Annotated in this window: 10 protein-coding genes; 3 read left to right on the forward strand and 7 right to left on the reverse strand. The window is 41.6% G+C overall.

Annotated features, from left to right (window positions below; genetic code table 11):
• The first annotated feature begins 1 nt into the window (after position 1).
• On the forward strand, positions 2–1,261 hold the full coding sequence (locus tag ACX17N_RS00210; protein WP_458890583.1) for an OmpP1/FadL family transporter: 1,260 nt from the start codon (positions 2–4) through the stop codon (positions 1,259–1,261).
• 174 nt (positions 1,262–1,435) lie between these two features.
• On the opposite strand, the gene ACX17N_RS00215 is transcribed toward ACX17N_RS00210, so the two are convergent.
• Both ACX17N_RS00215 and ACX17N_RS00220 read right to left on the reverse strand, forming a co-directional pair.
• Positions 1,436–3,613 (reverse strand): TonB-dependent siderophore receptor, encoded by a 2,178-nt coding sequence (locus tag ACX17N_RS00215; RefSeq protein WP_458890584.1) that lies wholly within the window; start codon positions 3,611–3,613, stop codon positions 1,436–1,438.
• 439 nt (positions 3,614–4,052) lie between these two features.
• Complete coding sequence (locus tag ACX17N_RS00220; protein WP_458890585.1) at positions 4,053–6,236, reverse strand: TonB-dependent siderophore receptor; 2,184 nt, start codon at positions 6,234–6,236, stop codon at positions 4,053–4,055.
• A gap of 434 nt (positions 6,237–6,670) precedes the next feature.
• Here ACX17N_RS00220 and ACX17N_RS00225 point away from each other — a divergent pair, with 434 nt between their 5' ends.
• Positions 6,671–7,627, forward strand: coding sequence for an NAD(P)-dependent oxidoreductase (locus ACX17N_RS00225; RefSeq protein WP_458890586.1), 957 nt, complete (start codon positions 6,671–6,673; stop codon positions 7,625–7,627).
• Positions 7,628–7,704: 77 nt separating this feature from the next.
• Here ACX17N_RS00225 and ACX17N_RS00230 read toward each other — a convergent pair whose 3' ends face one another.
• The 5 genes from ACX17N_RS00230 to gudD all read right to left on the reverse strand — a co-directional run bounded on the left by ACX17N_RS00230 (position 7,705) and on the right by gudD (position 13,048).
• The gene (locus ACX17N_RS00230; RefSeq protein WP_458890587.1) at positions 7,705–8,418 is read right to left on the reverse strand and encodes a FadR/GntR family transcriptional regulator; all 714 of its coding nucleotides are present in this window, start codon (positions 8,416–8,418) and stop codon (positions 7,705–7,707) included.
• A 231-nt stretch (positions 8,419–8,649) separates the two neighbouring features.
• Positions 8,650–8,868: a type II toxin-antitoxin system prevent-host-death family antitoxin gene (locus ACX17N_RS00235; RefSeq protein ID WP_458891101.1), complete on the reverse strand. Its 219-nt coding sequence runs from the start codon at positions 8,866–8,868 to the stop codon at positions 8,650–8,652.
• Positions 8,869–8,934: 66 nt separating this feature from the next.
• Positions 8,935–10,521 carry an aldehyde dehydrogenase (NADP(+)) gene (locus ACX17N_RS00240; protein WP_458890588.1) on the reverse strand — a complete coding sequence of 529 codons (1,587 nt, stop codon included), beginning with the start codon at positions 10,519–10,521 and terminating at the stop codon, positions 8,935–8,937.
• Between the two features lie 30 nt (positions 10,522–10,551).
• A complete protein-coding gene (kdgD, locus tag ACX17N_RS00245) occupies positions 10,552–11,463 on the reverse strand; it encodes a 5-dehydro-4-deoxyglucarate dehydratase (protein ID WP_458890589.1) in 912 nt (303 codons plus the stop codon).
• A gap of 250 nt (positions 11,464–11,713) precedes the next feature.
• Complete coding sequence (gene gudD / locus ACX17N_RS00250; protein ID WP_458890590.1) at positions 11,714–13,048, reverse strand: glucarate dehydratase; 1,335 nt, start codon at positions 13,046–13,048, stop codon at positions 11,714–11,716.
• A 290-nt stretch (positions 13,049–13,338) separates the two neighbouring features.
• Between gudD and ACX17N_RS00255 the strand changes: the two genes are divergently transcribed.
• Positions 13,339–14,700, forward strand: coding sequence for an MFS transporter (locus tag ACX17N_RS00255; RefSeq protein ID WP_458890591.1), 1,362 nt, complete (start codon positions 13,339–13,341; stop codon positions 14,698–14,700).
• Positions 14,701–14,709: the final 9 nt, after the last annotated feature.

Consider the following 14,709-nt stretch of genomic DNA (forward strand, 5'->3'; position numbering starts at 1 on the left):
AATGAAATATCTCGCTTCTTTTATTTCCGTTGCAGTGCTTGCGCCACTGTTTTCGACCTCTGCATTTGCGACAACGGGATATTTCATGCATGCATATAGCGTCAATTCTCAGGGAAATGCCGGAACTGCAATTGCCAATTTTCAGGACAGTTTAACCATTGCCAGTAATCCAGCAGGTTTAAGCTGGTTAGGTCAGCGTTTAGATACAGGGCTCACGATTTTCGCGCCGGAACGTGAGTCGGAAATTTCGGGCAATCTAGCGGGGGCAAATGGGCATTATGATGCCAATAGCCGTAAATACTTCGTCATTCCAGAATTCGGCTATACCCATCCAATTAATTCCCAATTCACTGCAGGTATCGCGGTTTATGGCAATGGTGGCATGAATACCCATTATAAAAATAATCCCTATGCTGTTTTCAATAACAGCGGCAGTGCGGGAATTTCTTTAACGCAAGCCTTTATCTCGCCTGCCTTGGCATGGAAATATACAGATCATCAATCTATTGCATTAGCCGCTAATATTTTATATCAACGTTTCAGCGCACAAGGCTTTAATGGCGATGTGTTCGGTGGGGTTTCAGAAAATGCCAATGCCATTAGCAACCGTGGTAATGATGAATCCTATGGTGTAGGGGCTCGTATTGGCTGGTCAATCAAACCCAATCAAGATCTGACAATTGGTGCAAGTTATTCGTCGAAAATTGATGCCAGCCGCTTTAAGAAATATGCAGGTCTATTTGCAGAACAGGGTGATTTCGATGTGCCTGAAAGCTATGGAATTGGTTTAAATTATCAGCTTACCCCAGCATTATCCCTTGCAACGGACTATTTACGCATTAACTATTCGGATGTAGATTCGGTCGGCAATGGGCTCGAACCGTTATTTGCTGGCAACAGATTTGGTACCGATCAAGGCCCTGGCTTTGGTTGGCACGATATTAATGTCTATAAAGTTTCGACCACCTATCAAGCTACAGACAAACTCACCTTGCGCGCAGGCTATAGTTATAATGATCAACCCGTAGCCAATGATCAAACCTTTCTGAATATTCTCGCCCCTGGTGTAGTCCAGCAACATGTAAGTTTAGGGGCAACATGGAAAATTGATCAGCAGCAAAAAATTAGTCTGGCCTATACGCATGCATTAGAAGAAAGCGTAAAAGGACAAGGCTCAATTCCGGTCAATTTTGGTGGCGGTGAAGCAGATTTAAGTATGAGCCAAAACATTTTTGGCATTGCATACGGATTAGAATTTTAGCACTTCGTAAGCTCGTGTATAGCTCACAGCCGTATTGGCAAAGACAGTATGGCTTATCGGATTCATCTAAAAAAATAGAGAGCATTACAAAGCATTATCAGCACACGATATTTTTTGAGCATAAAAAAACTGCCTGTGTTCGACACAGGCAGTTTTAACTTTTGATTGCCTAACTTAGAAATTTACAGTCCAAGCAAACTGTGCCGTCCGTGGGGCACCAAGGAACAAGTAATCATCCCCGAAGAAGCTACCCGCATCACGCCAGTATTTTTTATTCAACAGGTTATCCACATTAAACCGTAGCGTATTCTCATAACCATAAGCGCGGAAGTTATACGCTGCACCAGCATCAAAGACACTATATCCAGACACTTTTACCGTACCGGCTTTGTTGGCATATTTGCTGCTACTGTATTGCATGCCTGCCAACAAACGTAATCCTTGTACTTGTGGAACTTGATAGGACAAATGACTGGCAAAACGAACTTTCGGAACATTTTGCGTTTGATGGTTTTGATATTCAGCTGTGGCGATGTCCGTTAAACGTGAACGGGTTAATGCCAAACTCGAGGTCATATCTAAATTTGGCGTCAAACGTCCCTGCAAACCTAACTCTAAGCCAAGGTTATGCTGCTCACCATCTGCAACATAATTATAGTTTGAGTCTGTATATTGATTGTCTTGCTTTAAATCAAATATAGCTGCGGTAAATAGCAAGGCCTGCCATTGCTGCTTAACACCGATTTCATATTGTGTCGAATGCAATGGTGCTAACGTAGCAAAAGCATTATTGGCATACCACGGCGCTTGCCCACCATCACTGAGTCCTTTGGCATAAGAAGCATAGACATGGGTCTGTTCCCAAGGCTGATACATGACTGCCATTTGCGGTAAGAAACGGTTAAAGTTGGTGTCGCGAATTTGGTTGCCATCCGCTGCATAGGTTTGTTCATCTAAATGCAGCAACTTGCCACCCAACAGTACCGACCATTGCGAATTAAAAGCAATTTGATCCAATAGATTTAAAGCCGTTTGTTCACTATTTAATGATTTGTAATGATTACCTAAAGCGGTAGTCGATGGGCTATAGGTTGCAGGATCCGTATAAATATTGCCTGTTCCCACTAGCTCATTAATTGCATCATATTGGGCATGACGTTTATAGGTCTGAGACAAGTCCAAACTCAAATGATGCTGCCAAGAACCTGTAGCAAATGTTCCGTTCAGCCCTGCTTTAAACTGATTGGTGAGATAACTGTCATTTGGACTACGGAACTCATAAATATCATAATTGCCATTTTGGTCAAAGGTATTACCTAAACCTGTAAATTGGCACACATCACTATAACAGCCCCAAGGGAATGCTGAATAATCATCTACCACCACTCGACTTTGTGATGCTGAGAGCTTGCCTGTCCAATTGTCATTAAACTGATGAATCAAATTTAAACTGCTATTGAGACTTTCATTGGTCACAGGTTTGCCCCAACTTTGATAGCCGAGCAAACGATCCCATTCCACCCCAGTCGGTACAGTTTGACCATCTAATAATTGATAACCGGGCACAGAGCGTTGACGCTGACGCTGTGATTCAATATCAAATTCAAGTTTTGAACGATCTGAGATTTTCCAGTCTAAAGCTAAAGCCCCAAACAGGCGCTGACCATCGGCATGATCCACATAGGGATGCATTTCTTCTTTAGCTAAATTCATACGATAGCCAAACTGCTGCTCGTGCCCAAAGAAACCACCCAAGTCAGTTGCAACTCGGTTGCCACCATGACTATCACCTTCCACGGTTATAGCGCGAATGTCTTGGGGACGTTTGGTCACATAGTTGACCACCCCTGCAGGAGTCGACATCCCACTTTGAATAGCACTGATTCCCTTTAAAATTTCGACCTGTTCTTTATTTTCCAGCGCGACATTTTGTTCACCACGCAATAAGTGACCATTGAGTAAATAGCTAGAACCAGCATTTAAACTAAAGCCACGCATGACAAAATTAGAATAATAACCAATCGGTGCATAGCCATCGCCGACAGCCGCATCATTTTTCACGACATCTGATAGGTTTTTTGCATGTTGATCCGCAATACGCTCTGCCGTAATGATACTGATTGAAGCGGGAATTTCGGCCAAGTTCTGTTGGGTAAAACCCGTTAAATTGACTGTGGGTTGATAATAGCCCGATTGTGCGGCTTGAGCAGTTACAGTGATGGTTTCGAGTTGTGCTATACCCTCTTCAGCTTCTGCATGTGCCAAAACTGAACTCAGCCCTAAACATGAAAATGAACCTACTGCCAGTAATGCTTTTTGCAACCGCGATATTGAAAATGGATACGTATTCACTGTGTTCGCCTAACCCCAAAAGATAATTTTACAGTCTAAAATTTCGGGCATGAGTATTCACAATTTTCTCGAATTGGACAAGTAGTTCTACAACTTATCTGCGTTTTTTTAAGCGAGGTGCTTGATGTGCTAGATAGGGCTACAAGGAAATGCAGGACAGATGAGTTTGTGTATAAAATATTCTGCCTATAAAACGTAATGTCCTAGCTTTTATTTCGTTGTAGTCTGAACCAAAATAGCAATAGCTCGAGAATTGAGTTTCTTCCAGCTAAACCCTGCGTAGACAGATTCAATATGAAAGTCCTTTAATTTTGCTAGCCTGCTCTGGCCTGTAGAAAAATCCCTACTCTGTGAGGTTATCAAGCATGCTGCTGTTTTCTAAACCCTCCATATTCTAAAAGAAGACCCTCAATGGATCTTCTGTTGTACTGACATAGGTTTAGAACTGATAGTGCATACTGAAAACTGCGTTACGCGGCGTCCCATAATTCATGCTGTTGGCGCCAATGCCCTCGTAATAGACTTCATCAAATAAATTATCCACATTCAGTTGGAGCTTGATCTTCGGGTCGAGCTGATAACCGAGCATAAGACTCGCCAACCAAACCTCATCCTGTTCGATACGGCTCGTACCCGTACCTGTATAAGTTTTACTGCGGTAATTTAAACCTGCGCCAGCACTCCACTGATCCAATTTATATTTCACAAACAGATTGGAGGTGGTACGCGCACTGGTCGTGGTGACTTTATTGCCATCGGCATCTTTCGCCTCAAAATTGGCAATACCAAAATTTACGCCCCAATAATCATTAATTTCCCCATCCAGTTCAAGCTCTACGCCTTTGCTGACTACGCCATCTACCCCGCGATAAGCTTGTTCAGTCGTTTGCACCCCATTTTCAACCACATATCCCCCCGAAACTGCTTCGGCAAAGTTGGTTTGTTCTATTCGGAATGCTGAAAGTGCGGTATTTAGACGGCCAGAGAAAAATTCGCTCTTAATTCCCGTTTCATAATTCTTGCCCACAATCGGATCAAGATAGTGTCCAGTTACATCTCTACGATTTTGGGGTTTAAACATATTGGTATAACTGGCATAGACCGAATGATCCTGCGCAAAATCATAAATCACGCCAAAATACGGTGTGAATTCGTGCTCAAATTCCCGATTACCATTGCCATCTGAAGCTTCAAATTGCCAATCTGAAAGTCGTGCGCCCGCAACAATTTTCACGGGATCTAAAACTTGGAACTTCCCTGAAATATAAACCCCTTGTTGTGTAGTTTTATTCAGCGCCAAACTTTTTGGATTGGTGATTGGCGTTAATAACTGGGTATTCATATTGTTAAAATCCAGTTGGTTTGGGGTATTAATCATTAAATCCCCATCAGCGCCCTGAATCGTGCCATATTTATTTTTGACAATCTCAACTGTATTCCATGAACCACCCACCACAATTTCCTGCGGTCGCCCTGCAAGACTAAATGGTGCATTAATAAAGACGTCGACATTATTTTCATCATTACGCACATCAGATGAATAGACTGAAACAGCGCCTAAACTCTTATTGCTGGCTTTATCTACTTTGCCTGCCACATAGAGCAAAGCCGTGTCTTTATCATCTCGGCGGTAGGTATAAGCAACATTTAAATTCATATCGTTATACAGTTTCTGTTTTATTGAGGCGAAAACCGCTGAGGTATTTACATTCCAATAGGTCCAGTCCGAACTGACCGATAATGAGCGATCAAAGTTAGTCAACGTCCCATCGTTATAAAATGCAGGTAATCCTCCCCAGCGAATCCCCTCGCGTTCTAATTGTTGGTACGTAGCCGCTAAAGACAAACTGGTGGCATCACTTAAATCGTAATCCAAAGCGCCATAAACCACATTTCGCTCTTTGGAATAAAAATCCATAAATGAATCTTCTTGCGAATGCTTCACCAAAACTCGCCCACGCAAAGAACCATCCACATTTAATGCACCAGAAAGATCGGCTGAACTAGAAAAATTATTCCAAGAGCCTGCCGAAGCCTCAATGTTTCCTGTTAATTCTGTGGCGTTGGCATGTTTACGAATAAAGTTCAAACCCATGGCAGGATTGCCCGCACCGGTCATCAAACCATTCGCCCCTTTCACCACTTCAACCCGATCAAAAATCGCCAAGTCAAAATCGCCTTCAGCCAAAGACATGGTCGTCGGCAAACCATCAATCAGGTAATAATCAATTTGAAAACCACGCGCATAATAACTTTGACGCTCATCGGTACGTGTCGCGGTGACCCCCGTGACATTCGCCATTAAATCTTGAAAGGACTCAATATTACGGTCATCCAAATATTCACGGGTATACACTTTCACCGCTTGCGGGGTTTCACGCAATGACAAATCGAGTTTAGTTGCTGTACTGCTGCTGTTCGCTGTATAACTCCCCGAGTTTTCAGTCACTGCACTTTTATTCTCAGCCTTTAAGGTAATTGTGCTCAGTTGTGATACTTGCTTTTGAGTTTCCGGCTCTTGTTCGGTTTCCGCATAGGCAAAGCCTGTAGCACTGGATGCTAAAAAGATGATTTGCATTGCAAGATATAAGGGTTTGGGGGAAGACACAGTAAATTTATACATATCAGGATATTCACGAAAATTTAGAATTAAGATCTGAAAGGACTGATGTTTCGGATGCACTTTGCCCATGTGCTCGAGATATAAATATCTTCATGGACATCTCATTTTCAAAATGGATTCAGGAATATCACTTCCCTATAAAGCTTCTGTTTGAAATTGTGCTGACCAATCCATTGAAATAAAATACTAAAATATTTTAAATATAAATGATACTGATTATCGTTTTTATATTCATTATTGTTATTTATTTTGCAAATAAGTAAATCAGATAAAGCACCTCGGACTCCATACACAGTAAAAGTCTAGTTATTCGGATAAAAGACCTCCAACAATTTAATGATAAAGCACTAGAAAAAATCAGGGACTGAACATCGACTAGAAATAAAACGGCTTTAAAGGTATGATGTCATATGTCTATTTTTCTGAAAAAAATTATGTCTGCAATTAAAGTCACCTGTGCCGAAAAATATGTCTTAATTAATCAGCAGTTTAAGTTTGACTTTCCTGTGGAATACAGCGAGTTTCAACAACTCGATCAAGAACAGTTTCAAACACAAGTTCATAACCAAGATGTCATTATTATTAGTGACCTAAATGTGAACGAGCAAGTTTTAGCCAACAATCCTAATCTAAAATTATTGGCGCTCTGCTCCACAGGGTTTAACCACGTGAATCTGCCACTCCTCAAACAACATGGGGTTCAAGTCTGTAATATCCGTGGTTATGCTGGCGATGCTGTTGCCGAGCATGCCTTTACCCTCATGATGAACCTAATTAAAAACTTTAATCAGCAAACTGAAAGTGTGAAACAGGGTTTGTGGTCGAAAGGTTCTAGCTCTTTTTATCTCGCTGCGCCAATGGGTGAGCTGAAGAATAAAACCCTCACCATTTTGGGCAAAGGCGAAATTGGCGTTTCACTGGCACAAAAAGCTGAAGCTTTTGGCATGAAAGTCATTTTCAGTGAACGTAAAAATGCCCGCGAATGTCGTGAAGGTTATGTCCCTTTTGAACTCGCTGTGCAACAGGCTGATATTTTGTCTTTACATTGTGAACTCAATGCAGAAACTCAACATATGCTGGATGAGTCTGTCATTCAACTCATGAAAGATAAAAGCATTTTAATTAATGTCGGTCGTGGTGGTTTAGTCCATGATGCCGACCTAATTCAAGCCATTAAAAGTAACAAGCTTGCGGGTTTTGGCACCGATGTACTTCATCAAGAACCGCCTACCGACGATCATCCCTTAATTCAATTACAGCGCAGTCATGATAATGTGCTCATTACCGGACATATTGCATGGGGAACCGATGAAGCTCAGCAGCGCTTGTTTGATATTTTAGAACGGAATATCAATCAAAATATGCAAGGCCATCCACAAAATCTGGTCTAATATAAAACAAGAGCCATCATAATGATGGCTCTGCTTTTTCAATCACGAAAAGAACTTAATTAACTGAACACCCAAACTTATTGCTTAAATTTCTTAATACTTTTCGACAAATGCGCACGCATCATCTGACGTGCCAATAAGCCATCTTGATCCACAATCGCATTGAAGATGTTGACATGATCATGGTGTACTGTTTTTAAATAATCTTCACGGTTCACAGGGCTATGTTCAATTGATTTCACCCGCGCACGTGGAATGATTTTTTCACCGAGGTATTTAAGGAAATCAACAAAATATTGATTCTCTGAAGCTTCAGCAATGGCAATATGAAAGTCATAATCGGCTTTGACCGTACCATCATTTACATCTGATGAAATATGTTTTTCAAAATCATCCAGCGCCGCTTTCATTTTATCAATATGTACCTGTTTACGACGTTCTGAAGCCAGAAATACAGCTTCTGACTCCAAACTAATACGCAGCTCCAACAAGGCAACAATGTCATTAATGGTTTCTAGACTGGCATTTGAAAGCAAAAAGTTTTGCTCAGCGGTCTGCTCTTTGACAAAGGTACCAATACCATGCCGAGTTTCGACAAACCCCAAAGAGCGTAATTCTGTAATCGCTTCACGAATTACCGAGCGACTGACTTCAAACTGTTCGATAAGCTCGAGTTCAGTCGGAATTTTTTCTCCAACCTGAAAATCCCCTGACTGAATTTTTTCGATCAATTGTTCTACAATGATTTGGCTTAATTTTTTTGCAGATCTAGATTTAATCGCACTAGACATAATAAAGGAGACTCACCAAATGTTGGAAAATTAGGGACTTAGTTTACTATAACCCTGACCAATAATCCTATATCAAGTGTATTGGATCTCAGTATGGGGCAAACTCACGATTATAAAATAATCACGGCTGAAATGGGTGTATTCAAACTAGCATTGTTTGCTTAAAAATGAAATGCCATCATGACATCCATGCCCGCTCATCATGTAAAATGTCGCTATGGCAACTCTAGTTTATTCAAATACGTCAACTCTGCATGACAAAGATGGCTCATAAGCTTTGGGAAATTTTGCCTCGAACTCTGCTTTTTTATAGGCTTCGTATGACGCTTTGCTAATCATCACCGCTGATTCTCGTCCTTTACGGGTAATTTCGACAAGATAACCCGCTACGGCTTTATCCATAATCATGGACAACACAGCTTTGGCATTACTGCAATTAATACTTTCCATCAAATTCTGTCCTAAAAAAGCCACGCCATGATTCGTCATAGCGTGGCTCATGTGCTCTTAAGTCAATTACACGGCTGCTTTCGTTAGTACACCATTAATCAAACGATTAATTTGTAACGGATTTTCATCTTTTAACGCATCAGGTAATAACACCTGCGGAGTGTTTTGATAGCACACTGGACGCATGAAGCGTTCAATTGCACCTGTACCGACCGATGTGCCACGCGCATCGCTGGTTGCAGGGAATGGACCACCATGTACCATGGCATCACACACTTCTACCCCTGTCGGGAAGCCGTTAAACAACACACGACCTGCCTTACGGGTAAACAACGCCAATAATTGCTCTGCGGTTGCAAGTTCAGCATCTTCACCAATAATGGTTGCAGTCAATTGACCTGCCAATTGTTCCAGACCTTGTAACAGTGTTGCTTCGTCATCCACGGCAATCACAATCGACATTGGGCCAAACACTTCATGTTGTAATTTAGCATTGCCCGACAACAACACACTTTGCTCGGCTTGGAACAAATTCGCTGATGCTTGTGAAATTAGCGTTGCTTGCTGCCCTTGCGCAATCAATTCAAAGCCGGCTTCGGTCTTTAATTCAGCTACACCTTGTTGGTAGCTTTTTAAAGTTCCCGGATTAAGCATCACTTGTGGAAATGCTTGCTGAGTATGTGCAATCAAACCCGCAACAAACTGGTCAAACTCAGGGCTTTTTACCCCTAGAATGAGACCCGGCTTGGTACAGAATTGACCACAACCCATGTTAAATGAAGCCACAGTCTCTTGTGCAATTTGTGCACCACGAGCTGCCAAGGCTTGCGGCATTACCACCACTGGGTTCACACTCGACATTTCAGCAAATACAGGAATTGGCTGTGGACGGTTTTGCGCAATATTATACAGCGCCATACCACCTTCCAACGAACCCGTAAAACCTACCGCTTGAATCAGTGGATGTGCCACTAAATCTGCACCGATACGCCCACCAAAAATCATGTTGAAGGTACCAGCAGGCATTCTGCAATTTACAACGGCTTTTTCGATGGCTTCACCCACCAGTTCAGCAGTTGCCATATGACCTGAATGTGCCTTAAATACCACAGGACATCCCGCAGCTAATGCAGCAACCGTGTCACCGCCCGCAGTCGAAAATGCCAATGGGAAGTTACTTGCACCAAATACCGCCACTGGGCCTAAAGCCACTTTGTATTGACGAATATCAACGCGAGGCATTGGTTTACGTTCAGGCAAAGCTGGATCAATACGTGCAGCATAAAAATCACCGCGACGTAACAATTGAGCAAATAAACGCAATTGACCCGTTACGCGACCAGTTTCACCTTGCAAACGCGCCAATGGTAAACCCGTTTCTAAAGAAGCCACTTCTTGCAGCTTTGGACCCAAAGCTTCAATTTGTACTGCAATTTCTTCTAAAAACTCAGCACGTTGACCTTGAGTCGTTTGGCTGTACACCGCAAATGCAGCATCTGCAGCTTTGGCAGCAGCATCCACTTCTTCAAGTGTTGCCTGGCTGTAAACATAGCCCGTTAACTGGTAGTCTGTTGCGTTAATACTTTCAATTGCAGGTGCATGCGTAGCAACACGCTGACCATTGATAAATTGTTTACCATTATTAATTGCCATGAATGAACTCCAATGCCTGAATCTAAAAACTTATTGCGGACCTAAAGTTGCAATTAATGCAGCTAAATCTTCGTAGTCTTTCGGAGTTAAATCACTTAATGGTGGACGTACAGGACCAGCATCGTAACCAACAATTTTCGCACCTGCTTTAATCATACTTACGCCATAACCTGCTTTACGATCACGGATTTGAATTAAAGGAAGGAAGAAATCTTTAATTAAACGATCAGTCGTTGCGGTGTCATTCGCACGAATTGCGTTATAAAACTCCATGGCAGTTTTTGGAATGAAGTTAAATACTGCAGATGAATACACTGGGCAACCCAAGGCTTTGTATGGTGCTGCAAATACTTCAGCGGTTGGCAAACCACCTAAATAAGACAAACGATCACCGACAGTTTGAGTAATCCCCGTCATCATATCAATTTGACCTGAACTGTCTTTAAAACCAATCAGGTTCGGACACGCTTCTGTCAATTCCTGTAAAGATTTAAGATTTAAAACAGATACGCTACGGTTATAGAAAATTACACCGAAGTCTACAGAGTTACACACTTGTTTAACGTGTTCGATCAAACCTTCTTGGCTTGCTTCCGTTAAGTAGTGCGGCATTAAAAGAATACCTTGCGCACCTAAACGTTCTGCTTCTTGTGCTTGTGCAATCGCCTGACGTGTTGGACCACCTGCACCAGCGATAATTGGCACACTACCTTTACAGGTATCTACTGCAGTTTTGATAACTTCTGAATATTCATTACCAGTTAATGAGAAGAATTCACCTGTACCACCCGCAGCAAATAATGCGCTTGCGCCATACGGTGCTAACCACTCTAAACGCTTTTGATAAGTTTCTTTATTGAAATCACCATTCTTATCAAAGTCAGTTACTGGGAAAGAAAGTAAACCGTCAGAAATAATGCTCTTTAACTCAACTGCTTCCATTGTAGCTCTCCATGTTTTGTTTGCTGTTGTCAGACATCTTACATCATATGTTTAAGCTCTTACAATCCCTTTTCTAGAAACAACGTATTTATTTTTAATTACGTTTAAATATCATATATTTATGAAACATAAAAAATCACTAAACAAGGTATCAATCAGTTGGCACAACACTTATATCTCGTCCAATCATTCAGCAGAGAATAAAAAAAGCTGCCCAAAGGCAGCTTTCTTAAAGCATCAAACTTCTGACTTAGCGCACAAGACAAGGCTTTTTGTTATTAAACTTCCAATCTGGAATTAAAAATTGCATGCCTTCCGCATCATTACGTGCACCTAAACCATTGGCTTTATACAACTCATGCGCACGATTAATACTGTCCCAATCCAACTCAATGCCTAGACCAGGTGCTGTAGGTACCTGAATCTTACCTTCCTTAATTTCAAGTGGTTGCTTGGTTAACTGGTCTGTACCTTCTTGCCAAATCCAATGTGTATCAATTGCGGTCACCTTACCCACTGCGGCAGCCGCCACATGCGTAAACATCGCCAATGAAATATCAAAATGGTTATTAGAATGTGAACCCCAAGTTAAGTTATACATTTGACACAATTGTGAAACACGGACTGAACCTTCAAGCGTCCAGAAATGCGGATCGGCGAGTGGAATATCTACAGATTGCAATTGAATGCTGTGCGACATTTCGCGCCAATCTGTTGCAATCATATTGGTCGCAGTTGGCAAACCGGTGGCTCGCTTAAATTCAGCCATGATTTCACGGCTAGAAAAGCCTTGTTCAGCACCACATGGGTCTTCAGCATATGCCAGAACACCCTTTAAATGCTTACCCAGCGCAATAGCTTCATCTAAATACCAAGCTCCATTTGGATCAAGCGTTACACGAGCTTCAGGGAAACGACGTGCAATTGCAGTAACAGCTTCGGCTTCTTGTTCAGCTGGTAGCACACCACCTTTCAGTTTAAAATCCTTAAACCCATAACGATCATAAGATGCTTCAGCCAGTCGTTGAATTGCATCTGGTGTTAAGGCTTTTTCATGTCGTACGTTATACCAGTCATGCTTCAAATGCGGTGAAGTCGCATATTCCAAAGAAGTCTGCTTACGATCACCAATAAAGAATAAATAGCCCAGTACTTCAACTTCGCTACGTTGTTGTCCATCACCCAAAAGACTTGCAACGTTTACATTTAAATGTTTGCCAAGTAAATCAAGTAATGCAGACTCATATGCCGTCACCACATGAATAGTTGTTCTTAAATCAAAGGTTTGGTTACCACGACCACCCGCATCACGGTCTGCAAAGGTTTGATGGATTTTCTTTAATAAATTTTTATATTCGCCAATCGGCTGACCTTCAACCAACGCTTTAGCATCGTTTAATGTCGCTAAAATTTTCTCACCACCTGGAATTTCACCAACACCGACATTGCCTGAATTATCCTCAATAACAAGGATGTTACGCGTGAAGTAAGGACCATGAGCACCACTCAAATTCAGCAACATACTATCATGACCCGCGACAGGTATTGCTCTGATGGATTTAACAATAGGTGTAGTAGCCGACATTGAAATGCTCCTTGTCTCATTGACTCAAATTTGTAACGCAAAACTTATAAGACATCATATGACTTGTCAAGATGGGCACAAAAAAATTATTTTTTAATCGATAGGCTTGCCAAAATAATATTTTTAATCATATGATGTCATACATCTAAAGATTCCATTTAGAACTAGGACAATGGAAAGAGTGAGATGATTCCCTTTCAAGTTTCACTACTCTATTCTATCGATGAATTTGACATGACGTCACCTATTTCACGGAGCTGAAATAGGTCGCTTACTAAAAGAGTTTGTATATGGACAATTTGCAAACAAGTACAGCTGTAGTGCCAGCAAGGGCAACTCATACCAAAACCCGCTACTATATTTTAGCGATGATTTTTTTGGTTACAGCTTTAAACTACGGTGATCGAGCAACAATCTCGATGGCTGCAACGCCAATGTCTCAGGAATTAGGTTTAAATTCCGTGACGATGGGCTATATCTTTTCTGCATTCGGTTGGGCTTATGTGATTGGTCAAATCCCTGGGGGTTGGCTACTCGATAAGTTTGGTGCGAGAAGAGTATATTTCTGGAGCATTATGCTCTGGTCAATCTTTACTGTGATGTTGGGCTTTGTTGATATTTGGGGCTCAATTCCTTTAATTATTGCATCATTATTCATCTTACGTTTTATGGTAGGTTTATCTGAAAGCCCAGCTTTCCCAGGTAACAGTCAAATTGTGGCTGCTTGGTTCCCAACTAAAGAACGTGGTACTGCTGCTGCAATTTTTAACTCTGCACAATATTTTGCAACCGTCATTTTTGCACCATTTATGGGTTGGCTCGTTGCAGAAATCCATTGGCAATCCGTGTTCTGGATTATGGGTGGATTAGGCATTGTTGTGGCTTTCATTTGGCTTAAAGTGATCTATAGCCCAGAAAAACATCCAAGTGTTAATTCTGAAGAGTTAAAGTTCATTAAAGCCGGTGGTGCCATCACCAACATGGGTGAAAACCAAACTAAAGCAGTTGATGGTAAACCAAAAGTCAGCTTAAAGAATATTAAAAGCCTACTTGCCTCACGCATGCTTTTAGGGATTTTTATCGCTCAGTATTGTATTACGTGTTTGACTTATTTCTTCTTAACTTGGTTCCCTGTGTACCTTGTCAAAGAACGTCATATGTCAATCTTACAAGCTGGTTTTGCAGCTGTTGCACCAGCACTCTGTGGCTTTATCGGCGGGATATTGGGTGGCTTGGTTTCAGACCGATTAATTAAAATGAATCGTTCTTTAACTTTCGCCCGTAAATTACCGATTATTTTGGGTCTATTTTTATCTACCAGCATCGTGATTTGTAATTATGTTGAATCACATACTGCCATTATTTTCTTTATGTCTTTGGCCTTCTTTGGTAAAGGGTTTGGTTCATTAGGTTGGGCGGTCATGTCTGACGTTGCACCAAAAGAAATGGTCGGTCTCTCTGGTGGTTTATTCAATACCTTTGGTAATACTGCCGGTATCGTGATTCCTATCGTGATTGGCTACATCATTAATTCAACAGGTTCTTTCAATGGTGCCCTCGTATTTGTCGGCATCCATGCGGTAATTGCGATTTTCTGCTACCTCTTCATGGTTGGCAAAATTCAACGTTTTGAACTTAAAACAACACCATAAATCCCCTTT

This window comes from Acinetobacter sp. GXMZU3951, from assembly GCF_054457875.1.

Bases quoted from the DNA above. Each gene is read 5' to 3' on its own strand.
- ACX17N_RS00210 (WP_458890583.1), top strand. From the start codon at position 2: ATGAAATATCTCGCTTCTTTTATTTCCGTTGCAGTGCTTGCGCCACTG.
- ACX17N_RS00220 (WP_458890585.1), bottom strand. From the start codon at position 6,236: ATGTATAAATTTACTGTGTCTTCCCCCAAACCCTTATATCTTGCAATG.
- ACX17N_RS00225 (WP_458890586.1), top strand. From the start codon at position 6,671: ATGTCTGCAATTAAAGTCACCTGTGCCGAAAAATATGTCTTAATTAAT.
- ACX17N_RS00230 (WP_458890587.1), bottom strand. From the start codon at position 8,418: ATGTCTAGTGCGATTAAATCTAGATCTGCAAAAAAATTAAGCCAAATC.
- ACX17N_RS00235 (WP_458891101.1), bottom strand. From the start codon at position 8,868: ATGGAAAGTATTAATTGCAGTAATGCCAAAGCTGTGTTGTCCATGATT.
- ACX17N_RS00240 (WP_458890588.1), bottom strand. From the start codon at position 10,521: ATGGCAATTAATAATGGTAAACAATTTATCAATGGTCAGCGTGTTGCT.
- kdgD (WP_458890589.1), bottom strand. From the start codon at position 11,463: ATGGAAGCAGTTGAGTTAAAGAGCATTATTTCTGACGGTTTACTTTCT.
- gudD (WP_458890590.1), bottom strand. From the start codon at position 13,048: ATGTCGGCTACTACACCTATTGTTAAATCCATCAGAGCAATACCTGTC.
- ACX17N_RS00255 (WP_458890591.1), top strand. From the start codon at position 13,339: ATGGACAATTTGCAAACAAGTACAGCTGTAGTGCCAGCAAGGGCAACT.